At 38.7% G+C, this 24,071-nt stretch carries 23 protein-coding genes; 6 read left to right on the forward strand and 17 right to left on the reverse strand.

What is annotated here, in order from left to right; genetic code table 11:
- Positions 1-3: 3 nt before the first annotated feature.
- From ftsH to V3I05_RS06220, 3 genes are read right to left on the reverse strand one after another with little or no spacing between them, the layout of a single operon-like run.
- Complete coding sequence (gene ftsH, locus V3I05_RS06210; RefSeq protein WP_343352984.1) at positions 4-1,905, reverse strand: ATP-dependent zinc metalloprotease FtsH; 1,902 nt, start codon at positions 1,903-1,905, stop codon at positions 4-6.
- Between the two features lie 16 nt (positions 1,906-1,921).
- Positions 1,922-2,887, reverse strand: a complete 966-nt coding sequence (locus V3I05_RS06215) for a 50S ribosomal protein L11 methyltransferase (RefSeq protein WP_343352985.1) — start codon at positions 2,885-2,887, stop codon at positions 1,922-1,924.
- 11 nt (positions 2,888-2,898) lie between these two features.
- Positions 2,899-3,276 carry a chemotaxis response regulator CheY gene (locus V3I05_RS06220; RefSeq protein ID WP_295698751.1) on the reverse strand — a complete coding sequence of 126 codons (378 nt, stop codon included), beginning with the start codon at positions 3,274-3,276 and terminating at the stop codon, positions 2,899-2,901.
- A gap of 363 nt (positions 3,277-3,639) precedes the next feature.
- Here V3I05_RS06220 and V3I05_RS06225 point away from each other — a divergent pair, with 363 nt between their 5' ends.
- The 6 genes from V3I05_RS06225 to V3I05_RS06250 all read left to right on the forward strand — a co-directional run bounded on the left by V3I05_RS06225 (position 3,640) and on the right by V3I05_RS06250 (position 9,192).
- Entirely contained in the window at positions 3,640-3,969 is a 330-nt protein-coding gene (locus V3I05_RS06225; RefSeq protein WP_295698749.1) for a rhodanese-like domain-containing protein, read from the forward strand.
- A gap of 42 nt (positions 3,970-4,011) precedes the next feature.
- Positions 4,012-4,686: a glycerol-3-phosphate 1-O-acyltransferase PlsY gene (gene plsY / locus V3I05_RS06230; RefSeq protein ID WP_300447732.1), complete on the forward strand. Its 675-nt coding sequence runs from the start codon at positions 4,012-4,014 to the stop codon at positions 4,684-4,686.
- Positions 4,683-5,042 (forward strand): dihydroneopterin aldolase, encoded by a 360-nt coding sequence (locus V3I05_RS06235; RefSeq protein ID WP_343352986.1) that lies wholly within the window; start codon positions 4,683-4,685, stop codon positions 5,040-5,042. The genes plsY and V3I05_RS06235 overlap by 4 nt, the downstream gene beginning before the upstream one ends.
- 596 nt (positions 5,043-5,638) lie before the next feature.
- Complete coding sequence (aroQ, locus tag V3I05_RS06240) at positions 5,639-6,118, forward strand: type II 3-dehydroquinate dehydratase (protein ID WP_295698742.1); 480 nt, start codon at positions 5,639-5,641, stop codon at positions 6,116-6,118.
- Positions 6,115-7,170, forward strand: a complete 1,056-nt coding sequence (locus V3I05_RS06245; protein WP_295698740.1) for a M24 family metallopeptidase — start codon at positions 6,115-6,117, stop codon at positions 7,168-7,170. Before aroQ ends, V3I05_RS06245 begins: the two co-directional genes overlap by 4 nt.
- A gap of 15 nt (positions 7,171-7,185) precedes the next feature.
- Positions 7,186-9,192, forward strand: a complete 2,007-nt coding sequence (locus tag V3I05_RS06250) for a 6-hydroxymethylpterin diphosphokinase MptE-like protein (RefSeq protein WP_295698738.1) — start codon at positions 7,186-7,188, stop codon at positions 9,190-9,192.
- A 39-nt stretch (positions 9,193-9,231) separates the two neighbouring features.
- Here V3I05_RS06250 and V3I05_RS06255 read toward each other — a convergent pair whose 3' ends face one another.
- The 14 genes from V3I05_RS06255 to V3I05_RS06320 form a co-directional block, all read right to left on the reverse strand.
- Positions 9,232-11,454, reverse strand: a complete 2,223-nt coding sequence (locus tag V3I05_RS06255) for a heavy metal translocating P-type ATPase (RefSeq protein WP_300447726.1) — start codon at positions 11,452-11,454, stop codon at positions 9,232-9,234.
- A gap of 640 nt (positions 11,455-12,094) precedes the next feature.
- Positions 12,095-12,451, reverse strand: coding sequence for a 50S ribosomal protein L19 (gene rplS, locus V3I05_RS06260; RefSeq protein WP_295698734.1), 357 nt, complete (start codon positions 12,449-12,451; stop codon positions 12,095-12,097).
- 2 nt (positions 12,452-12,453) lie between these two features.
- Positions 12,454-13,155 carry a tRNA (guanosine(37)-N1)-methyltransferase TrmD gene (trmD, locus tag V3I05_RS06265; protein ID WP_295698732.1) on the reverse strand — a complete coding sequence of 234 codons (702 nt, stop codon included), beginning with the start codon at positions 13,153-13,155 and terminating at the stop codon, positions 12,454-12,456.
- A 4-nt stretch (positions 13,156-13,159) separates the two neighbouring features.
- Positions 13,160-13,714, reverse strand: coding sequence for a ribosome maturation factor RimM (gene rimM / locus V3I05_RS06270; protein ID WP_300449690.1), 555 nt, complete (start codon positions 13,712-13,714; stop codon positions 13,160-13,162).
- Between the two features lie 7 nt (positions 13,715-13,721).
- Positions 13,722-13,961, reverse strand: a complete 240-nt coding sequence (locus V3I05_RS06275) for a KH domain-containing protein (RefSeq protein WP_295698726.1) — start codon at positions 13,959-13,961, stop codon at positions 13,722-13,724.
- Positions 13,962-13,983: 22 nt separating this feature from the next.
- The gene (rpsP, locus tag V3I05_RS06280; protein ID WP_295698724.1) at positions 13,984-14,214 is read right to left on the reverse strand and encodes a 30S ribosomal protein S16; all 231 of its coding nucleotides are present in this window, start codon (positions 14,212-14,214) and stop codon (positions 13,984-13,986) included.
- 125 nt (positions 14,215-14,339) lie between these two features.
- Positions 14,340-16,070 carry an anaerobic C4-dicarboxylate transporter gene (locus V3I05_RS06285; RefSeq protein ID WP_343352991.1) on the reverse strand — a complete coding sequence of 577 codons (1,731 nt, stop codon included), beginning with the start codon at positions 16,068-16,070 and terminating at the stop codon, positions 14,340-14,342.
- Between the two features lie 89 nt (positions 16,071-16,159).
- A complete protein-coding gene (gene aspA / locus V3I05_RS06290; protein WP_300447719.1) occupies positions 16,160-17,599 on the reverse strand; it encodes an aspartate ammonia-lyase in 1,440 nt (479 codons plus the stop codon).
- A gap of 169 nt (positions 17,600-17,768) precedes the next feature.
- The gene (gene ffh, locus V3I05_RS06295; RefSeq protein ID WP_300447717.1) at positions 17,769-19,112 is read right to left on the reverse strand and encodes a signal recognition particle protein; all 1,344 of its coding nucleotides are present in this window, start codon (positions 19,110-19,112) and stop codon (positions 17,769-17,771) included.
- A 575-nt stretch (positions 19,113-19,687) separates the two neighbouring features.
- Positions 19,688-20,977 carry a tetratricopeptide repeat protein gene (locus V3I05_RS06300; protein ID WP_300447715.1) on the reverse strand — a complete coding sequence of 430 codons (1,290 nt, stop codon included), beginning with the start codon at positions 20,975-20,977 and terminating at the stop codon, positions 19,688-19,690.
- On the reverse strand, positions 20,974-21,366 hold the full coding sequence (locus tag V3I05_RS06305) for a YkgJ family cysteine cluster protein (RefSeq protein WP_300447713.1): 393 nt from the start codon (positions 21,364-21,366) through the stop codon (positions 20,974-20,976). Before V3I05_RS06305 ends, V3I05_RS06300 begins: the two co-directional genes overlap by 4 nt.
- On the reverse strand, positions 21,353-22,591 hold the full coding sequence (locus V3I05_RS06310) for a hypothetical protein (protein ID WP_295698712.1): 1,239 nt from the start codon (positions 22,589-22,591) through the stop codon (positions 21,353-21,355). The genes V3I05_RS06305 and V3I05_RS06310 overlap by 14 nt, the downstream gene beginning before the upstream one ends.
- Positions 22,588-23,214: a uracil-DNA glycosylase family protein gene (locus tag V3I05_RS06315; RefSeq protein ID WP_295698710.1), complete on the reverse strand. Its 627-nt coding sequence runs from the start codon at positions 23,212-23,214 to the stop codon at positions 22,588-22,590. The genes V3I05_RS06310 and V3I05_RS06315 overlap by 4 nt, the downstream gene beginning before the upstream one ends.
- Positions 23,215-23,226: 12 nt before the next feature.
- Entirely contained in the window at positions 23,227-23,982 is a 756-nt protein-coding gene (locus V3I05_RS06320; protein ID WP_300447751.1) for an exodeoxyribonuclease III, read from the reverse strand.
- Between the last annotated feature and the right edge of the window lie 89 nt (positions 23,983-24,071).

Here is a 24,071-nt window from a genome sequence, read left to right on the forward strand (position 1 = left end):
TCCTTAAGCTTCTTCCTCAATAGGGATAAGGCGAGTTGGTAAATTATGCTCTGCCTCATATTCCTGTATAATCTCTCGCACACGCGCACCATCAATTACTTCTTTGTCAAAAAGTTCGGTTACCATATTTTCAATCGCTTCTTTATAATCGCTTAAAAGTTTCTTTACGTGATTATAACGTTCATCAAGCGTATTTTTGATATGGGTATCAATTTCTTGTGCGAGTTGCTCACTAAATTCTCTCTGCGCTCCACCACCACCAAGGAAAGTATTGCGTTGCTTTTCAAGCACCATAAGCCCACTTACATCAGTCATACCATAATAGCTAATCATAGATTTTAGAATGCCTGTAGCTCGCTCTAAGTCATTGCTCGCTCCTGTGGAAATCTCTCCCAAGAAGACATCCTCAGCTGCACGTCCGCCTAAAAGCACATCGACCTCTGCTATTAGCTCGTGTTTTTGCATAAGGTAGCGATTTTCTTCAGGCGTGTGCAATGTGTATCCAAGTGCTGCCATACCACGCGGGATAATAGATACTTTATTTACTCTATCTGCACCTTTTGTCATCTCTGAAACCACAGCGTGCCCGCTCTCGTGGTAAGCAACAATCTTTTTCTCTTTGGGAGAAATGCGACGAGACTTTTTCTCTAATCCTGCAATACCCCGCTCGACTGCTTCTTTAAGATGTTTCTGGCTTACTTCTTTTTTATTTTCTCTCCCTGCTAAAAGTGCTGCCTCATTGATAATATTTGCTAAATCTGCTCCGGCAAGCCCAGCTGTGAATTTAGCAATCTCGTGTAAATCTACATCACGAGCCAAAGCTACATTTTTAATATGCACCTTGAGAATCTCCAAACGCCCTTCAAAATCAGGCTTATCCACAAGCACTTGCCTATCAAATCTCCCCGGGCGTAACAATGCAGGGTCTAGAATCTCTGGGCGGTTTGTAGCGGCTAATACAATAACCGGAGCAGATTCAGAACCAAATCCGTCCATTTCTGCCAAAAGTTGATTGAGTGTTTGCTCTCTCTCATCATTGCCACCTACCATACTTCCTGCTGCACGGCTTTTCCCAATCGCATCGATTTCGTCAATAAAAATAATGCTTGGTGCATCCTTTTTCGCCATTTCAAACAAATCTCTCACGCGACTAGCGCCTAAGCCCACAAACATTTCAATAAAGCTACTCCCACTCATAGAGAAAAATGGCACATTAGCCTCTCCTGCTACGGCTTTAGCAAGGAGTGTTTTACCCGTTCCAGGAGGTCCTACTAAAAGCACCCCTCGTGGAATCTTTGCTCCCACAGCCGCATAGCGTTCAGGGTATTTTAAGAAATCTACAATCTCTACAACCTCTTCTTTTGCTTCCGCATTACCTGCCATATCATCAAAGCGGACATTGGGCTTTTCAGCATTGACGAGCTTTTTTGCATTTCCCATACCAAAGATTCCCCCACCCATACTCTTTTGCATACGTGCAGTAAGGAACATCCACAACGCAATGATAATGAAAATAGGTAGGAGCATATTTACTAAATCGCCCAAGAAGCTTCCCTCACTAAAGCCACTATACTCGATTTTCTTTTCATCAAGCAAAGGTACAAGCCCCAAGTCAGCTACTTTTTTTGTCGTGTAGAGAATCCGCGGAGAGCTACTAGCCGAATATGCCTTAATATATGTCTGTCCAATACTTACAGAGGCAATTTCACCCCTTGAGATAAGCTCTTTTAATTCATTATATGTAATCTCTTTTGTAACGCTCCCTCCCAAAAATCTATCCGTGAGTGAATCTCCTCCACTAGGGGAAAATAGCTTAAACAAAAGCAAAGCTAGAATTACAAAAATAGCAAATGTAAGAAAAGGATTCTGCTTAAATGGCGGTTTTTTATCATTAGGATTTTCCATATTGTCCCTTTTATTATCATAAAGTTAATTTCAAGGCTACCCACTCATCTTTACAGCGAGTTTCTAGCACATTAAAATCATTAAAAGATTTTATTATATCAAATTTATATTCATCAAGTATCCCTGAAAGTATCAAAAGCCCATTTTTTCTACATTTTGCCTTCAAATCATCGTGTAAAAGATTGAGAACAAAGGGGACGATATTTGCCATTATGACATCATATTGCATAGGCGTATCTAAGGGTGATTGAGCAATGCTACCTTGCCAAATTTTCTTAAAATTGACTTGATTTAATGTAGCGTTTTTACGACTTTCCTCAATAGCGCATTCATCAGTATCGCAGGCATAGACTTCTGCACCAAGCTTACAAGCACCAATGCTTAAAATACCACTTCCACAGCCCACATCAAGCAATGTTTTATTTTGTAAATCTATTTCGCCTAGCAATTCAAGGCACATAGCAGTGCTTGCGTGATGTCCAGAGCCAAAGGCAAGGGCAGGACTAATGATGATTTCTTTATCATTTTTGCCTTGCTTGTGGGAAGATTCTCTCCATAAAGGGCGGATATAGAATCTCCCGCATTGCACAGGCGTAATCGAATCTTTATAGGCTGCTATCCAATCGCAGTTTTGCTTCTCCTCAATATGATAGTAAAATCCTATCCGTTCATTATGTATATCTGTAAGCCAAAGGGCAAAATCCCGTAGAGATTCTATAAATGTGGGCAAATCAATATCATCTCTACCTATGCGACTAATAATTTGTGTGGGTTGCGTGCTTTGTTTAGCTTTTTGTATATCAAAACCTATGCTTTTCCAAGAATCATCATTATAAATAATCGCAAAAGGATTTGATGGGGTTATATCAAGGTATTCAATAGCATAAGAAGTTTTTTGAAGTATAAAATCGGCAAATTGCTCTACAAAGCCATTTGGGTGGATAATAATCTCCCAATATGTTTGTTTATCCAGCCCTTGCATAAAGTGGAAGCCTAGTCCTCATTGACACCTAGCACAACTTCTAATTTTTCTTTCAATACTTGAGGCGTAAATGGCTTAACGATATAGTTATTCACTCCTGCTTTAAGCGCGGTAATCACCTCCGCCTTGCCTCCTTCAGTGGTAACCATAATGATGGGGATAGATGTGTATCGCTCATCGGAACGAACTTTTTTTACTAAATCTAAACCATTCATTTCAGGCATATTCCAGTCGGTAATAAGCACTTGAATGCCTTCAGTGCTATCCATAATCTGCCACGCCTCTACGCCGTGTTCAGCTTCTAAAATATCTTCATATCCTAAACGTTGTAGGGTATTTTTTATAATCCTTCTCATTGTAGAGCTATCATCAACAACCAGCAGTTTCAAATTGTCTCCTTCTTTAATGGCTAGTTTAGAAAATTGCAATTTTAGCATATCTTTTAAACAAGTTAGATTAATCCTTGTATTTTTTTTCAAAAAATATGGATTTTAGCTTAGATTTCATCAAGAATACGACGACAAAATATTATTTTAAGTAAAGATATACTTTAACTTGTGAATTAAATGAATTGAGAATCTTATTTTTTGTTTTGCTCAAACTTTGATTCTATATAATCAGCATTTTATGCAAATCTAGAGACTGAAAATAGCCTACTTATATCTTTAAATCTATGGTTGAATAATTTAATGAAAATGTCATTATCGTATCTGCGATACAATAGTATCAAATCTAAAATTAAAGGAATGTCTATGAAACTGCAAGGAAAAAACAATCTTAGTCTTGCCACACCCCTTTATGCAAAAGATTTAGATGAAAGTTTTTGTATTATTGATATGCGCTATGAGGAAGATTACAAATTGTGTCATATCAAAGATTCTTACCATCTCAATAACCCCTATGATATTTATTTTTTTATAAAAAACAATCCAGATAAAAAATGTGTGCTTGTATGCTATTCAGGGCATACTGCAAGTATCTTAGGTACAGAGCTTATAGGGGAAGGCTTAGAGAATGTATATTTCTATGATGATGAGTTTAGCACACTTACAAATACAAAACTTCAACTCATCGCCAAATAATGTTATAATCTGCGTTTTTATTATCACATACAAAGGAATGTAATGAGTGTTTTGTCTAGTTTGCTGTATATCCTTTCAAATATCAATGTGATATTTTATCTCCTTGCTTTTTTTATTGGAGGGATTCCATTTGGTTGGCTTTTGCTTAAAATATTTTACAAAACCGACATTCGTCAGTCTGGTTCGGGCAGTATAGGGGCGACTAATGTCTATCGAGCCCTAAAAGAAAGAGATGAAAAAAAAGCTAAGATTTTTTCCATTCTTACTATTGTGCTTGATGCGACAAAGGGTTTAATTGTGGTGGCTATTGCTAAAATGCTGGGTTTGAGCTATGAAACGCAATGGACTATCGCGCTTTTAGCCATTTTAGGGCATTGCTATAGCCCATTTTTAGGATTCAAGGGTGGCAAGGGCGTGGCTACAGCAATTGGTTCTGTTTTACTCCTTATTCCTCTTGAAGGTATATGTGGTCTCATTATTTGGGGGGTTGTAGGCAAGGTCTTTAAAATCTCTTCTATTTCATCGCTTGTAGGTGTTTTAAGCGGTATTATACTTACCTTTGTGCTACCTTATGTTCTGCCTTTGCCAGATAGTATTTCTATTACCGCGCAGATTCACACGCATACGCCTGTAGTGCTTATAGGATTACTTATCCTCTATACGCATATTCCTAATATCAGGCGACTTTTTAGTGGGCAGGAAAGCAAAGTATTGTGAAGGAAAGCATTACTCTGTATATTGAGAATCTCACTTGTGAGGCGATTATTGGGGTGCTACCATTTGAGCGGTACACTCCGCAAAAGCTTATTATCGAAGCTGATATTACTTATATGTATAGTCCAGCGCAAGCATTTCTTGATTACGCGCATATATGCAAAAGCATACAACAATACTTACAGAATGGGACTTATGAGCTTTTGGAATCTGCTCTTATTGACATTACTCAAAAACTCAAAACGCAATTTCCAGCGATTTGCACTCTTACACTCTGTATCAAAAAGCCCAATATCTTAGACTCTTGCATTGTGGGAGCAAGTATCACACGACATTTTAAAGATTCTTGCTCGCATTAAGATTCTAGCAAAAGACATCTTCTTACTAACGCGTAGTTGCTATATCTTCACATAGTGGCGTTATCTCGCCAATACGTGGTGTAATGAGCGTGAAGGGCAGTATCTTGCCTCTCTATTGTAGAGGGCATATAGACTTTGCAAAGGCTGCTTCCAGCTATGTGGTGCAAGGGCAAATTTGCTATTATGAATAGGCATAAACTTTTTTGCAACATAAATCAATCCCTACCCGCACGAAGCTATCGCTTTGGCAATGCTTTTATATCACTTTGAATACTTGGAATCGCCACCTTTGGCGGCAAACACGATTGCAAAAAGAAAAGACAATACAGAATCATTGCGATGCGTGTAAGATTCTATAATACCTTGTTCTATGGAATACTAGATAGGCTCATAGGATGATTGTGTGCCTTACCACAATAGAAATGTGGTGATTGTGCGATAGAATCTTTATGTGAAGCTAACATCAATATGCCCTTAAAAGTCCAATAATCATTTTGCACCACCTTAGATTTATGATTTAGCAAAGACATAATGAAATTAACTATCTTGCCTTTATTTTGCTATAATGCCTTACATCACAATCACAAAGGGGTAATATGAAAATTTTAGTGATTCAAGGACCAAATCTTAATATTCTAGGACATCGTGAGCCACATATCTATGGGCATTTTACATTAGAGCAGATTCATAAAAACCTATCCAATCAGGCAAAGCAAAATGGCACAGAATTAGAGTTTTTTCAAAGCAATTTTGAAGGCGAGATTATCGATAAATTGCAAGAGTGTATCGGTGGAGAATACGCAGGAGTAATTATTAATCCCGCAGCATTTACGCATACTTCTATTGCGATTGCTGATGCAATTGCAAGCTGCGGTGTGCCTGTGATTGAAGTGCATATTAGCAATATCCACGCACGTGAGGAATTTCGTGCAAAAAGCTATACAGGTGCAGCGAGTGCAGGAGTAATTACGGGCTTTGGTGCATTTGGCTATCATTTGGCATTGATTGGAATCTTGCAAATTGTTAATGAAGTGCAAGCCCTCAAGGCACAGCAGGCACAAAGCAAAAAAACATGAAAAAAGTAACTCCCCCACATACCTACCTCATATTTGATGAAAACGCACAATATTATGAATGTGGCTTTAGCTGCGATAATGCGTTAATCTTGCGGGTGGGAGAAGAGTGCTATTTTATTACAGATTCCCGCTATACCCTTGAGGCAAAGCAGCATTCCTATGCAAGTGAAGTAATAGAATCTACAGATTTTATTCAAAGCACACAGGCGATATTGCAAAAGTTGCGAGTAAAAAATATTATTTTTAACCCCCGAGAACTAAATCTAGCCTTTTATGATCGTCTTAAACTAGCCCTTGATAAGATTGATTGCGCCCTAGAGCCTAGAGATAACTTCCATCAGCTTTTGCGTATCAAAAAAACGCCCAAAGAAATTGCCCTTGTCGCTAAAAGTCAAAAGCTCAACAAAAAAGCTTTCAAGCATTTTGCAAAATATATAGGCAAGATGTTTAAAAAATCTCCTAGTGAAAAGCAGCTTCATTACCAAGCTATGCAGTTTTTAAGTTGTTTTGGGGAGTATGATTTAAGCTTTGAACCAATTGTAGGTATTAATGCCAATGGCGCAAAGCCCCACGCTCTGCCTAGCCCTAAGTGTTTTTTGACTAAAAATGATATATTGCTTTTTGATGCGGGGATTAAATATAAGCGATATTGTTCGGATATGACGCGCACAGCGGCGATAAGAGACGAGGTGCATTTCAGTAAAAAACAGTATTTTAAAGATAAATTTATGCAAAAAATCTATGATATTGTGCTAAAGGCACAAGAAGAGACTATCGCTAAGGTGAGGAGCGGTATGAGTGGCAAGGAGATTGATAGCATTGCACGAGATGTGATTGAAAAAAGTGGCTATGGGGCATATTTTATCCACAGCACAGGACACGGCGTAGGGCTTGATATACACGAACTCCCGCGCATATCGCGTTTGAGTGATGATATTATCGAAGATGATATGATTTTTTCTATTGAGCCGGGCATTTATCTGCCTAATGAATTTGGCGTGAGAATCGAGGATTTAGTCGTTATGAAAAATGGTCGCCCAGAGGTGTTGTAATGCTATGGATATGTTATGAGTGAGCTACAAGATTCTAGGCATTCTATGGGTTTATTGCAGATTTGCCAGAGTGGCGAATTAGGACTTTTAGAGTCTTATACAGCTAAGCGATACGCGCTTAATATGGATTTTTTCTCCTTGCTTAACACAAAGCTTTTTAATGCCTTGAAAGCCCCCATTAAGCAATACAATCTCTATTTACATAATCACAATATCAATATCATTGATGTGCTTTCTAAGAGCTTTGTATATCCCACAAGAGCAACAGATGGAGCACTTAAGCACACTATGTTAGAGCAAAATCTTGCCCTAGCGGAAAATCCGCTCAATAATCCCGCCTACACAATTTACACAAATAATCTAGCTCTTCATAAGCTTGATGAGGAGAGCCTCCCGCTTACTGCAAGTGCTTGTAATCCTATGATTGATATGATGCTAAATGACTTTGGCGGGGCTAATCGCTTTCATCTGCCTACATATTTTTTGCCTAATATGACGATTTTTGGGCTTCTTGGGGGTATGTTTTTACAATTTTTGCTTGAAAAGGGCTATTTTTTTCATTCACTTTTACTTTTTGAAGAAGATATGGATTTGTTTAGAATCTCACTCTATTTTGTGGATTATCCGCTTTTATTTGAGCGGGTGAATGAACACTCCTGCTATCTTTTTGTGAAAGATTTGTTAAACAAGGAATTTGTGCAGCATTATTTTACGCATAAGCGTATTACAAATAACTTCTTGCGCTTGGAGCTATGCTTGTATGATAGCCCTAAGCTACAAAACGCACAAGAGCAGGTAGCGCAAAGCTATGCGGTCAATGCACGTGGTTGGGGGAGCTTTGATGATGAGATGATAGGGGTGAAAAATACCTTTATGAATCTTGGGAAGCAAGAGAGGCTTTCCTATCCTATTTTGAATCTTCCCAATCGCGTGAATGCCCCTATTTGTGTGGTGGGTAATGGCTCGAGTTTAGACCATTTGCTACCCTTTATTAAGCAAAATGCGCACAATATGATTATTTTTAGCTGTGGTACGGCTTTAAAACCGCTTAAAAATGCGGGAATTAACCCTGATTTTCAAATAGAAATTGAACGCATAGCCTATCTCAAAGATGTTTTAGAATCTGCGCCATTAAGCGATACCACGCTTTTATGCGGCAATATGGTGCAGCCTAGCGCGATAAGTCTTGCTAAAGAGGCTTATATGTTTATGCGTGGGGGAAGTGCAAGTGCGTATTTTAATGCTGCAAAAAGTGTGATTGAGTTTGCCGCGCCTTATGTGGGGAACGCGGGATTTGCTCTAGCGTGTTTATTGAGCGATGAGGTGATTATTTGCGGACTTGATTGCGGCTATATTAAGGGCAAAGCAAAACACGCGCAAGGCTCATACTATAGAGAAGAAGAAAGCACAATACCCAAAAACGCCTATAAAGTACAGGGCAATGGAGAGTATGAAGTATATGCAGATGCGCTATTTAGTCTATCAAGTGCGATGATGACTAAGGCGATAAATGTTTTTAAGCCTAAACTTGTAATGAATCTTGGTAGTGGAGCATATATCCGCTGCACACATGCGGTAAGTATAGATGACTTCACGCTCCGTGATATTGATAAGCATAAATATATAGCCGAGCTTAAAGGCTATATGTGTGCGGATAGGAATGCTGTGTTTAAGCATAAGGGATTTTATGAAGATGAAGTCAATGCCTATAAGGAGGCGATATTGGGGGCTTTGCGTCAGGGTGTGGAGGGAAGAAATGGAATCGTGTCAAACAAACGTGAGCTATTTACGCGTATTGATAGCATTCACGCTCTCTGCCTTAAGCAATCCGCACGGCTGCCATTTGTAGGCATACTCTTTGAGGGGAGTATCTCCCACATACTGCATACGATGATGGTATGTGCGCTTCATATTCCTAATGATGATATTGCGCTTTTTTATGCGCGATGTGTGGAATTAGCAGAATCTGCACTTAATAAAATGGTAATGAGCTACAAAATGCTACGTATCGGGGCTAGGTAATTTATCCAAACGTATGTAAGATTCTGTAAGCACCCAGCATTATAGAATCTTAAATCGCCTTAATCGCGCTGCATTGAACACCACACTAATGCTAGAGAGGCTCATTGCCAATGCGCAAAACATCGGGTGCAGAAATATCCCAAATCCACCTAGCGCGCCCATTGCTAAAGGGATAAAAGCGACATTATAGCAAAAGGCAAAAACAAGATTGCTCTTTATATTCGCAATACTCGCCCTTGCCAACGCGTATGCGTTATAGACGCTCATCACTTTATGATTATAGATTACTATATCCGCGCTTTGCATAGCTATATCGTGTGGGGAGCTAAAGGCTGCTGATGTGTGCGCAAGGGCAAGGGCTGGAGCGTCATTAATACCATCGCCCACCATAAGCACCTTATGCTGCTTTGCTTTTTCTTTAAGAATACGCATTTTATCCTGCGGCATTGCCTTAGCAAATATGTTAGTAATTCTAAGCGCTTGAGCGATTCTTTGTGTATTGGCGGCATTATCCCCGCTAATGAGGGTAGATTCTATACCCTTAGCCCTAAAATGCGCTATTGTCAATGCTGCATCGGGCTTCACATAATCCTGTAAAGAAAATTCCGCAAGGAGACAATCATTTGTAGCAAGGTAGAAAGTAATTTTGTCTGCCTGTGTGTGAAGCTGACTATGTAAGTGCGGCGGGATTATCCCAAGAGTACCAAGCATATAGGAAGTGTTGTTGATAGTGGCTTTAATGCCTTGCCCTAGGATACTTTGCACCTCACTTATGGGATAGAGGGTTGCGTTTTGGCTTAAAGGGTGCGTTTGAAAGGCTTGTGCGATGATATGTGTGCTCGTAGATTCTAGAGTATAAGCTAGATTAAAAATCTCCTGCTCACTCTTTGATGTATCATATATACGAATCTGCTCTATGCTTAAGCCTTGCGTGAGTGTGCCGGTTTTATCAAAAGCAATATGTGTAATTTCACTCAAAGTTTGCAAACTCTTAGCATCCTTAAAAAACACGCCCATTTTGTTTGAAACACTTTGCGCGTGGAGAATCGCCATTGGCGTGGCAAGTCCCAACGCACAAGGGCAGGAAATCACAAGCGTAGCGATAAAGATACTCAAGGCAAATTCAAAATCCCGCATACCCCACCAAAACGCCCCCGCAGCTAAAGCTAGACATATCACAAGCGGCACAAATACCCCCGCTACCTTATCTGCAAGTGAAGCGATAGGGGCTTTGCTCTCTTGGGCTTTTTCCACGAGATGGAGAATCTGTGCCAGAGCGGATTGCTTGGCATTTTTCTCTGCACGGACATACAGCACACCATCAAGGTTAATGCTTCCTGAAAAGAGCACATCGTTAGGACGCGCTAAAATAGGGAGAGACTCGCCATTAATCGCGGCAGTATCGAGGCTACTCTCCCCCTCTATTACCACGCAATCCACCATAATCATCTCTCCGGGCAGAATCTTTAGTATATCCCCTGCCTTCACATCTTGAGTAAGGATGCTCTCACAGGGTGCATTTGAAAGTGAGTGAGATTCATTTAAGCACACTTTTTGCAAGTTCTTTTGATTGAGTTTTAGTAGTAAAGAAGCACTATCAAGCGCATCTTTTTTGGAGTTATTCTCAATGTTTTTTCCCACCAGCACAAGGGTGATAATCACGCATACGCTATCAAAATATGTATGAGTTTCTATCCCAAATAGCCCTTGCAGACTATATATAAACGCACTGCTTGTCCCAATGGCAATGAGTGAATCCATATTAGGATTACGTATAAAAAGGGCTTTAAACCCGCGCAAGTAAAACCCTCTGCCAATGTGCATAACCACAAGCGTGAAAAACAGCATAGTAGGGTAGCTCACACTAAAAGGGATATGCCATAAATGCAACATCTCTCCCCAAGAGAGCAAAAGCACTATGAATGTAGAATAAATGCTTAGAGTAAGCCTCCTGCGTGTGTTTAAGAATCGCGCGTCTAAAAATTCTATAAAATCATTGAGTTTGATAAAAATATTGTGCGTAGGATTTGGGGTGTGTGGAGAATCTGTATCGCCTAAATGCGGTTCATAGCCCATCTTGCGTATAATGGCGAAAATCTCCTCAAGGCTTGTTTGGCTTTCATCATAGCAGATATGTGCCTTTTTACTGATAAGATGCACATCTATGCTGTGGCAAAAGCTTTTACGTTTCAATGCGCGTTCAATCCCACTTGAACACGCCTGACAAGTCATTTGTTCGATATAAAATGAAGCCTCTTTCATTAGCAATCCTTTCATTGAAATTATAACGATTATGGCATATATTTGTAAATATACATATAGGAGGTATATGTATATTATCTTATGAATTTGTTATCTAGCACATCGTTTTTACTCATAGAATCTTGATAAAACGTATAGATATTTGTCGAATGAAAGATTAAAAATATTTTTATTTTAATGTTTGATGTTGGCTGCAATAAGATAAAATCCCTACAAAAATAGAATATCCCTTTCTCTAGCAAAGGTTTTATTTACCATTGAGAGGAGAGCAAACAAATAATCTAGTCAATAGAGAAAAATGCGATTATTCTTTCCTCTTTTGCCTAAGAATATACCCCACTGCTTAATTCCTCTGCACTATAAAGAAAAGTGAAGATTAAAGCTATCCTTTGCCAAAGGGAATGTATGAGGAAAATAAGCAATGAACTATCCTCTATTTTGAGAGAAAAGTGGATAGCTTTTTACTTTTTTGCAGAATCTGCTACATCATATATTTTTGTGCTTGTAATTTATAAAAGAAAGGTTTAAATGACACAAAGCAGGAAAATATGCTCTGTATCTATCTGCCTTGCAGATACTTTGCTCATTTTCTATGGGGTAAAACTATGTGGTGTGTAGTGCAAGGGTGAATAATAGGGAGCTACTTGCGTAATTCTTTAATACGAGCAGCCTTGCCTTTTCTTGTGCGCAGGTAGTAGAGTTTAGCTCGTCTCACACGTCCTATACGTAATACCTCTATGCTTTCTAAACTTGCGCTATAAAGGGGAAATGTCTTTTCCACACCGATGTTATTTGCACCGATTTTTCTTGTTGTGAAAGTTCTATCCACGCCATTGCCACGAATAGCGATACATACACCCTCAAAATATTGCACCCTGCTTTTATCGCCTTCTTGAATCTTAATCCCTAGTTTTAGAGTGTCCCCTGCCTTAAATTGTGGCACTTGCTTATCGCCAATTTGCATATCATTAAAGCTTTGTATATAACGATTTCTCATAACTATTCCTTTCTATTCCCACGCTTTAGAGATGTTTGATATGTTTGATACAAATCTGGTCTAAAATACTTTGTCTTACATATCGCCAAGCGTTTTTTTAAGCCGCTGATTTTACTATGATTTCCCTTTAAATACACTGAAGGCACGGCGGAAAATGATGTGTTATGAATCTTTGCAAAATTAGGTGCTTCAAGCAGATTTTCCCCGAAGCTCTCACCCTGTAGAGATTGAGCATTCCCCAGCACCCCATCAATAAATCTTGAAATGCTATCACATAGCATAAGCGCGGGTAATTCCCCGCCCGTGAGGATAAAATCCCCTATGCTAAAAACTTCATTAGCATATTCCTCAATCACACGTTCATCAAAGCCCTCATATCGCCCACATACAAGACTTATGTGCTCTTTATGGCTTAAACGTGCGGCGTCATTGTGATTAAAAGGCTTCCCACAAGGACTTAAAAAAATGATATGTGATTGTTTGAGTGGTGCTAATGCTTTACTTAAAACATCAGCTCTCATCACCTGCCCCGCACCCCCGCTTATAGGAGGTTCATCGACTTTTTTATATTTATCAAGGGCGTAATCACGGATATTGATACATTCTATTTCAATGTAACCATTTTGTATGGCTCGTTTGAGTATGGAATCACTAAAGTAAGATTCTATCAGTGCAGGGAAAAGACTCAAAAAAGAAAATTTCATTATCTTAGCTTTCTTCAAGGAGTGCTAGGGCATTGCGCGTTATCACACCTTGAGGAGAGAGAGATAGCACAAATTGTGCGATATTAGGGATAAGAAATTGTTTGCTTAATCCCTTACTTACAAGCATAGAATCTGTGGCTATGATGAGATAATCCAATGTGCCGATACGTTCAATATCTGTGATCACTCCGAGTTTCATATTACTCTCTCCTAGCGTATCACAGACGCTCACGCCTATCATCTCCTGCCATAGATATTCCCCCTCTTGCAATCTACACATCACCCTGCTCTCCTCAAGGGTAGAGTATAGCTCACAGTTCACAAGCTTACTTGCACTCTCACGTGAGGTATAGCCCTCAAAACGTACAAGATTTTGTGTAGCATTGTATGAATGGATGCAAAGTGTCTCAAATGTAGCAGTATGAAATGTGGCTTTAGGGGTAAAAATAGCAGGGAAATCGCTTATAATGAAGAGTTTTAAATCTCCTTTAATGCCAACGACCCGCCCGATTTTAGCGACTAAAAGAAGAGAGGATTGCTTTTTTGGCTCTTTGGGCATTTAGATTCTAATGGGCTTGCACGGCGATTCTATAACTTCTACCATTTTTGGCTTTTGTGCTAGAGATAAAAGTTTTGAGTGAACCTACCATCTTGCCATCTCGCCCTATGAGTCGTCCCACATCTTGTGAATCAGCAAGGATAAGAATCTCACGAGTATTATCTTCTGCATCTTGTATTTGTATATCTATTGCCTCAGGTTTATTAGCAATTTTTTTTGCATATTCTCTAATAAAATCTTCAACCATAATTACTTCTTTATTGTTTTAGTTATTTTGCAGTGAGTTTTGCCACCCTTTCGCTCATCTTTGCACCTACGCTTTTCCAATACTCCAAACGTGTAGTATCATACTTTACAAGTGCTGGCTCTACCAAAGGATTGTAGTATCCTAAAGATTCTATCCAGCCGCCATCGCGCTTTTTGCGAGAATCTGTTACAACAATGCGATAAAAAGGTTTTTTCTTGCGTCCCATTTTAGTAAGTCTAATTACTGTTGCCATCTCATCTCCTTAAGTTTTGACTTTTTAAGTAGCGCATTATAGTGTGTTTTGCTTAAAGCATAATTTAATTTTGATTCCCAAGTAATGCATGTTGTCCTTGGCTGATTCAAAATAACTTAAATCTTTTAAGCAAAAAATGGAGCGATTATAAAGCCTAGAGCCACAGAGAAGCTAATAGCAAGTATTCCGGGCAAAATAAAGCTATGATTAAACACATATTTGCCAATACGTGTAGAGCCTGTATCGTCCATTTGCACTGCACCAAGTAGGGTAGGATAAGTGGGCAAAACAAAGAGGGCGGAGACAGCTGCAAAACTCGCTACGATAATATATGCAGAATCTGTATTAGCCGCAGTGATTCCAAGTGCGCCAATTACCACAGGCATAATCGCCTTAGCTGTTGCCGCTTGTGAGTAAAGCAGCATACTTGCAAAAAATAATGCTATGGCTAAAAGTGCAGGATAATCCTCTACTAGAGCTCCAGCTAAATCTCCAATTTGTTCTTTGTAGCCGCCTACAAAGGTATTGCCAAGCCACGCTACACCCAGCACACATATGCAAGCCGTCATTCCTGCTTTAAAAGTGCTTTGTTCAAAGAGTTTGCTACTCTCAATTTTGCAGAACATCGTAATTAATGTCGCAATCAGCAGCATAAAGCTCATTATTGCACCATCGCGAGGCAATCGCACAGGGTCAATGTAGCTTTTTACCATTGCACTAAGATTTGCTACTATGCCGTCTTTTTGCGCCCAGTCAGCAAGGATAGAATCCACATTTTGCTCTAAGTCTGCAAGGCTAGATTCTAAACTCTCAAGGGCTTTTTGATTTGCATCATTTGCAATCGTATAAAGCGCACTCTTTGCTTCTTTAAATGGGAAAGTCGCCGTTAGATTTGCCTCACCCTTTGCCACACTCGCTTTAATCACACTTTTAGAATCCATATAAGCTTTTTTCAAAGATTCTAAACTCGGTGCAACTGCATTAAATTCCTCTTTGTTCAAATTTTCCTTTGCTTCTTTTACAATAGAATCTACTCTATCATCAAAATAATACGCAGGGATATTTTTGCTTACTGCATTAAGTATGGGCTTACGCACGACATCAGAAATAGAAGTAGCATAAATTACCACACAAAGCACACCGATAAGGAAAATTGCTACGCTTAGCTTTGCCCCCTTTTTAAGCTCAATATGCTGTGCACCCATAGGAGCTTTGACAAGTCCGGCTTGAAGGCGTTCTTGATAGATGAGGTCTTTGCTCAAATCAAGCGGAAAAAACTTGCTCATCACAAATGCAGTGAGCATACACGCACTAAATGTAGTGATAAGCCACACAAGAAGTAGGGTAGGGTAGTTCCAGCCAAGTGGCTCTAGCACACCTGTCATATATACTACTGCCGCGCTTACAGGAGAAGCGGTAATGGCGATTTGGCTTGATATCACAGCGATAGAAAGCGGGGCAGAGGGTTTGATATTTTGTTCCTTTGCTACTTCTACAATTACAGGTATCATTGAAAAGGCAGTATGTCCTGTCCCAGCTAGAAATGTGAGGAAGTAAGTAACCGTGGGTGCGAGGTAGTTGATATATTTAGGATTCTTGCGCAAGATTTTTTCTGCTATTTGCACCATATAATCCAAACCACCAGCTAATTGCATAGCAGCAATAGCTGCAATCACAGACATAATAATTAAAATAACATCCCAAGGAATATCCCCGGGCTTCATACCAAGTATAAGGCATAGCACCACTACGCCAAAGCCCCCAGCATAGCCTATTGCCATACCTCCAAGCCGAATACCAATAAAGATTGCCCCAAGCAGCACTGCTATTTGCAAGATAAGAAGTATATGTTCCATAAATATCCCCTAATATAAATTAAAATAAGGTATGTCTTAAAGATTCTTAATAATTGATGCTTAAAATCTTTAAGGTTTGTAAAAAGGATCTATGCAAAAGGTGAGTGTTTTTGAAACTTCGCCTTATCTTCTGCACTCATATGTGGATTAAGCATATTTTTGGGTTGGAAAATTTCATCAAGTTGCTCTTTTGTGAGCAATTTGCGCTCAAGGGCGATTTCTTTAACAGGTTTGCCTGTTTGCAGAGATTCTTTAGCGATAGAAGCGGAATTTTCATAACCAATATAAGGATTAAGCGCGGTAACAATACCAATGCTGTTATACACAAAATCACTGCATACCTTTTCATTTGCGGTGATCCCATCAATACATCTACTCGCAAGTGTGAGCATAGCATTTCTCATCATAGAGATAGAATTAAACAAACCATAGGCAATTACAGGCTCAAACACATTGAGTTGGAGCTGCCCACCTTCACTCGCAAAGCTCACGGTCACATCATTGCCAATCACGGCATAGCAGACTTGATTTACTACTTCAGGGATTACAGGGTTCACTTTACCGGGCATAATGGAGCTTCCGGGCTGCATTTTAGGGAGGTTGATTTCATTTAATCCCGCTCGAGGTCCAGAGCTTAAGAGTCGCAAGTCATTACATACTTTAGAGAGTTTAACGGCTACACGTTTAAGCACGCCGCTCACTTGCACATACGCGCCAGTATCTTGTGTCGCTTCAATCAAGTCATCTGCGGTTTGGAATGGGTGTCCTGTAACCTCACAAAGCTTTTTTTGCACGATTTTTGGATAATCAGGGTGAGAGTTAATGCCCGTGCCAATGGCTGTGCCGCCCATATTAATTTCAGTGATAAGATTTCTTGCTTCAAGCACTCTAGCAATGTCTTCCCCCATCATTACTGCAAATGTGTGAAACTCTTGTCCTAATGTCATAGGCACGGCATCTTGGAGCTGAGTGCGCCCCATTTTTAGCACATCTTTGAACTCTTTTGATTTTTTTTCAAATGAAGATTTTAAGACTTCCATATCCTTTGCTAATGCAGAAAGCTCATCATAAAGGGCTACATGGATAGCTGTAGGATAGGAATCATTAGTTGATTGTGAAAGATTTACGTGGTCATTTGGGTGGCAGTATTGATACTCGCCTTTTTTATGCCCCATAATTTCTAAAGCGAGATTAGCTACCACTTCATTTGTATTCATATTAGTGCTTGTTCCTGCCCCTCCTTGAATCATATCTACGACAAATTGATCTCTTAGCTCCCCAGCAATTAACCTATCACACGCTTTGCAAATCGCGTCCTTTTTTGCATCATCAAGCAGATTAAGCTCATTATTTGCTAGAGCCGCTGCTTTTTTGACTTGTGCAAATGCCTTAATGAAACTAGGATAGCTACTTAGCTTATCGCCCGTGATATTAAAATTTTGTAATGCGCGAAATGTTTGCACCCCATAATATACATCATCTGTGATTTCAAGCTCACCGATAAAGTCGTGTTCTACTCGATTTCCCATAATAGTCTCCTTATAATTTTGATTTTTTGTTTTAAAACTATGCCTAAATCAAAATTATATAAATTTAATAATGACAGGATTTAAAAGATGAGTTTTTAGATTTTAAACATTTTAGTAACACCTAAATATCAAATAAATTGACACAAAAAGACAAATTTTTCTTAAATCATTATTTTGGCATTTTTAAATTTCCCATCATACTCATAAGTTCTTGCATACTGCCCTTTTGGGTAAGCTTTTTTGCCATTTTGGAAGCTTGGTCAAACTGCTTAATGATACGATTTATATCGCTTACCTCTAGTCCGCTCCCAAGTGCTATCCTTTTGCGCCTTGAACCATTGAGTAGGCTAGGATTCTCACGTTCTTTTTTTGTCATAGAATTGACCATAGCACGGATATTTTTCACCTCACTTGATTTATCTAAATCCACATCTTTTAATGCACTTGCCATATTGCCAAGCCCGGGTATCATAGAGACAATTTGGCTCATCGAGCCAAGCTTTTTAACATTTTCAATTTGTGCGATAAAGTCCTCAAAGCTAAACTGCCCCTTCTTGAGCTTTTTGGTAATTTGCTTAGCTTCATCTTGGCTTATCACACTTGCTGTTTTTTCTGCTAAGGAGACTATATCTCCTACTCCCATAAGGCGCGATATGATTCTATCAGGCAAGAAAACATCAAAATCAGCGACCTTTTCTCCGCTTCCTATGAATTTGAGTGGAATACCGATTTGATAAGCGATGGAGAGGGCTATACCGCCTTTTGTATCGCTATCAAATTTAGAGAGTATCACACCATCAATGCCAATTTTTTCATTAAAATGTCCCGCAGAGCGGATACCATCTTGCCCACTTAGTGAATCTGCTACATAGAGGCATTCTGTGGCATTTATTGCTTTTTTTACTGCGGCTAATTCATTCATTAATGCTTCATCAATAGCCAATCGCCCAGCACTATCGACAATCACTACATCATAATGTCCCGCTACAGCTTTTTGTCTCGCTTCTTTAGCTACGCAAATCGCGTCATTTGGCTTACTTGCAAGATTGGGCGTGAAAATATCTACTTCTATGCTTTGGGCGAGTTGGCTAAGCTGCTCGATAGCCGCTAAACGGTGCAAATCACAAGCTACAAGCAGCACTTTTTTACCTCTTTGCTTCAAATAAAGCGCGAGTTTAGCACTCGAAGTGGTTTTACCGCTTCCTTGTAAGCCCACCATCACAATCACACTTGGCGGAGTGGGGGAAAAGCTAATGCCATAGCCTTTTGATGATTGCAAAATATCTGCTAGGGCGTGTTGCAGAGCGGCACTAAAGCTCTGTTTGCCTATACCTGCTTGTTTTGTGTGCTCTTGCACGACTTGCACGATATGTTTTGTAGCCTTATGATAGACATCATTTTTAAGCAATGTCTTTTTTAGCTCCTCACATGCTCTTTGCAATGCCTTCTCATCATCGCTAAAGCGAATCTTATTCATAATGCTCTTAAACGAGCTTGTCAGGGTGTCAAACATCATTGCCTCCTTTTTATTTGGATATTATAGTGTAGAAAATATAAGATCCTACTTGATAATCTAAAAGTGTATAAAATCATAACTATTGTGTTTATACACTGCATTATGGTTAAACTTTTTGCTTTGCTTTTTTGATAAATAAAGAGAGAGGGGGTGTTATTCTCTCAATTAGCATATTTCTTTTTCTCTAAGCTTGCTCTAAAACTAAGGAGAGTCTATGCTTCTTATTGTTTGCAGAGGATAATTTGCTTTTTAGCATAAAAAAGAGTGCCCTCTTTCTGTCAAAAGCAGAGTATAGCTTATGGTTTTCTCATTACTTAGTTGTGAAGATTGGGGGAATTGCTTCAAAATTCTCATCTTTTAATGAGGAAATCTAAAAATTATGAAGGCAAAAAGTTTTGAGATATTTATATTGTAAAACTCGTTTATAGAATCTGGCTTTTAGAATGCTAAAAGTTGTCAAAGCTGTTTTTAGGTGTAAGTATGAACAAGATTGGTGTATGTGTATTTTTGCTTTCAAGATTTCGCCGTGCTTTGGAATAATCATTTTTTTATTTAATTAGACTTAATAACTCTCAAGGAATGGCACATTTATCGATAAGATTTTTATGTTCTTGTAATTCTTGTTCTTTTTTTACATCATTTTGAGGGATAAGACCAAAGGTTTCCTTGGCGTTTGCACAATCTTTAAGCTTGTAATATCCCCAAGCAAGGGAATCAAGGTAAGCAGGATTAAGCGGTGAGATCTCTAAAGCTTTTTTGACATGTCCTACCCCCTCTTTTATGTCAATATCATAATCAATCATCAAATACCCTAGAAAATTAAGGAAAAATCCCACTTCACTACTTTGGAAGTTTTGTAAAGAAGCATTAAGACGATGATCTTTGGGTGTGTCTTTATCAGGTGTTTGCATAAGATTCAGGGCAGTTTTAAGTTTCTCTGCAATACTATGTATTTTTGTCATATTATGCTTGTTTTCTAAGGATTCAAAGGCGTAGATTTGCTCTAATGCTAAATAATAAGGATTTTGATTTTCCTCATATAAATATTTTGCCTGTAAAGAAGCGTTGAGATAATCTTTTTGTGCGACATACAAATCTAAGAGAATCTGTCCTTTAAAGGGGAATTGTGCGGCAATATTTGAAGCCTGCTTGAATTTTTGCTGATAGGCATAAATAAGAATAAGATTACGTGCATTCTCAATCGTAGGGTTTTCATTAAATATATGTTCAAAAAACTGCTCTATTTTATCAACCTTGGCAAATCTCGCATATACATCAATGCTAAATTTACAAAAGCTCCCAGTGCAGCCATAAGATTCAATATGTGAATCTAAAATTCGCAATGCCTCTTTTTCGTGGGATTGTGCAATTTCTATGACAATGATTTTTTGCACAATATCAGGATTTTTGGTCGCATTATAAGCCCGATTTAAATATTTTAATGCTTCTTTGTATTCGCCTCTGCTTGCTAGGAGCGAACCTAAAATATCATCAAGTATAGGAGATGGCTCACTTTTAGCAATACTTTTTGCTTCTTCAAGGGCTCTCTCACTCAAACCTAGCTTCAAATAACAATCTAAAAATACTTTACGCAGTGTTAAGTCTTTTTCGCCTCCTTGTGCGATATATTCATTAGCAAAATCAAGTGTAGCGGAGGGATTATTTAAACTAGAAGAAAGCACGATAGCCTCTTTAAAATATTCTAACTTTTTAGTTTCCTCATAAAGCACTAAATACAAATCTCGTGCTTTCTCAAATTGATTTTGTGCCTCATAATCTAATGCTTCAAAAAGATAATCATCTTCATTGAATGCCCCATAAGATAGGCATATAAAGCAAAATAGTGCCATTATAATTCTCATTTTTTCTCCTTTGGGCATATACCCGGGCATTGACTTTTAAGCAGCATAACAGAATGCCTATCAAGGTTTTTGTGAGATTCCCAAAAAGGAAAGGTGCGGCATTGTTTAGGACGATAAGGATAAATGCTACATTTGCCGCTTGCACCATCAAGGAATATGCAGGCTAAGCCATTATAATGTGCTTTTTCTAAAAATGAAAACCGATACCCGACCTTACGCACATATTGCGTACAAAATGATTCAAAGCTCAAGGCAAGAGCTGAAGCGATTCTTTGCATTTCATAAACGCTTACAAATACATATCCGCTTTGCCCTGTGCAGCATCGCCCTCCACAGCCGTCGCACTCATTTGCATTAAATATAAAAGGATAGTTTTTATTTATACTCATAGAATTTTTTCGCATCACTTTTATAGATTCTGTTTACGTATTCTACTTGCGAATCTTTAATACGTTCTGTAAAGAAATGATTTCCACGATGAATATGATTCAAAATAAGCTGCTCTACACCTATGGCGGTAGAATAATTCACCCAGTCATAGCGCAAATCCCCACCAAGCAATGCTGCATATTCCACAAGACGTTGGTTTTGGTTATTGATAACATTTGTGATAAATAGATTCTTGCGATCGTCTTTTTGAATCAGTAGTAAAAGTGAGGGGTTAAAGTTAATTTGCGTAGAAAGTAGCTTGTCTGGCACTTCCTTAGAGAGTGCGAGCTGCGAAGCCATAAGCCCTGTTTTGGTAACAGGGGTATTAAAAAAGATGACATTATCAGCAATAAACTTTTCGTGTTTTTCTAATTTTTGGGAAAATGTTGTCGCTGATTGAAAATCTACAACTTCTTCAAATACGACTTTATCACTTTTATTTTTTAATATTTCTCCTAGATGCCGTCCCACAGAGCTACTATCATTATAAGCGACAATATCTTTATCTCCTGTTAAAGAAAGCAAGAGTTCAATCTGTGCCTCATAATCAATTCCGCCAAAAAGGAGTTTCTTAGGTATATGGGTATGAATACTATGTTTATTGATTGTGGGAAGGTAGGTAGGAAGGCTTATATCAAGCTTTGCAAACTCCTGTGCACCATTTGGGGTAAGAATAGCAATCACAAAATCATATTGATTTTTCACAATACGTTCGTAAGTATTTTCAAGATTATTGGGGCTTTCATCGCCTGTATCGAATACTTCAAACATAAAATCATTTCCTCTTGCCATCAGGTATGCTAAAATTGTATCAATACTGCTTGAACTATAACGCCCAATGATTTTTTTTGGCATTAGCAGTGCTAGTCTAATTTTTGCATTGCTTTGCAATGTCGTAGGTATCATAGCATCGCTAATACCCAAATCCTCAAGCACACTAGCAAGTTTTGAGCGGAGTTCTGCATTCTCACTTTGTGGGTCAAAAAACGCTATAAATGAGAAAAATTGCCCCTTTGCAAAATAATTGAGCAAACACGAAGAGCTACATTTATCCGTGCTGATATTAAGCACTTCTTGCTGTGGCAATGGAAGTGGAGAGATGATATAGCTTTTTGCCACAGCATTTATAGCAAAGATTCCGCATAGACATAAAAGCATCAATGCTTTTAGGCAAATTTGTTTCATAATTGTCCCTTTGCAATCAAAAAGTGATTGTGTGTTTCTATTTTAAGAGAGGGATTGCGCACAAGTTCATTTAAGGAATAAGTAACCAAAAATTGTTTGTTATTGTGCCATAAAATTCTACCCCCTTCTAAATGTTGTCCTAAAATATGCTCTGCTACTTGATTGCCCAGCAAAATACATATTTTTGGTGCGATTTTCTGCAGTTGGGAGAGGCAAAAGCCCATACAGGAGAGTATCTCACTTTTGTCAATATGCAGATTATGCCCATCGCATTTTACCAATGAAAGAATGCAGGTGTGCGATATGGAAAGATGAAAAACACGTTCGATTATGTTTTTTAACATAAGTGCACTTTTATTTTGCACAAACTGCCCTTTTTCATCAATAAGGGGTATTTCGCTAATAAAGCAAAGCGGAGCTTTGGGATTAAAAAGCCCTATGCTAGGTTCTTTACAATGCTTGATACGATTACATAAAGAGCAGTTTTTAATTGCAGATTCTAAATTATTTTGTAGTGGCACAGCGGGGACTTGGCGATAAAAATGGCTACTATATTGCTCTCCACAGGCATATCTCCCATAGAGTTGCTTAAGATGGAGCAATTTAAGAATCTGCGCTTTCACCCTTAATCCCTGCTATATATCAAGCTCCAGTCCCACCGGACAATGATCGCTACCAAAAATATACGGATAAATAAACGCATCTTTTAAATGCTCTCGCAAAGCATTTGAGCATAAAAAATAATCAATCCGCCAACCTGTATTATTCTCCCTTGCCTTACCCATATAGCTCCACCAGCTATAAGCCCCCTCTAATGTGGGATAAAAATACCGAAAGCTATCAATAAAGCCAGATTCTAAAAGCTCACTCATTTTGCCACGTTCCTCATCTGTGAATCCAGCGTTGCGGCGATTGGTTTTGGGATTCTTTAAATCAATCTCTTTATGTGCGACATTTAAATCCCCGCAGATAATCACAGGCTTTTTTTTGCCTAAATTTCCGACAAATGCTCTAAAATCATCTTCCCATTCCATACGATAATCCAAGCGTTCAAGCTCACGTTTAGCATTGGGCGTATAGACATTGACAAGATAAAACTCATCATATTCAGCAGTGATAATGCGCCCTTCTTTATCGTGATGGGCTATACCCATATCATATTCCACATTTAAAGGTTTTTGCTTACTTAGCACCACCACGCCAGAATAACCCTTTTTCTCTGCACTATTCCAATAGCTATGATAGCCCTTAAAGTCAAAGTCCGCCTGATTTTTGTGCATTTTAGATTCTTGAATGCAAAATATATCAGCATTGCTTTGGGTAAAAAAATCCATAAAGCCCTTATTCACACAGGCTCTTAAACCATTGACATTCCACGAGATGAGTTTCACCATAATCCTTTAAAATATATTGAATCTAAACCTATGGACTCACTTGATAATACTCACTATCCATCAAATAAATCCTTAATAAGATAAGA

This window comes from Helicobacter mastomyrinus, assembly GCF_039555295.1.
GTDB classification, from domain to species: Bacteria; Campylobacterota; Campylobacteria; order Campylobacterales; family Helicobacteraceae; genus Helicobacter_C; species Helicobacter_C mastomyrinus.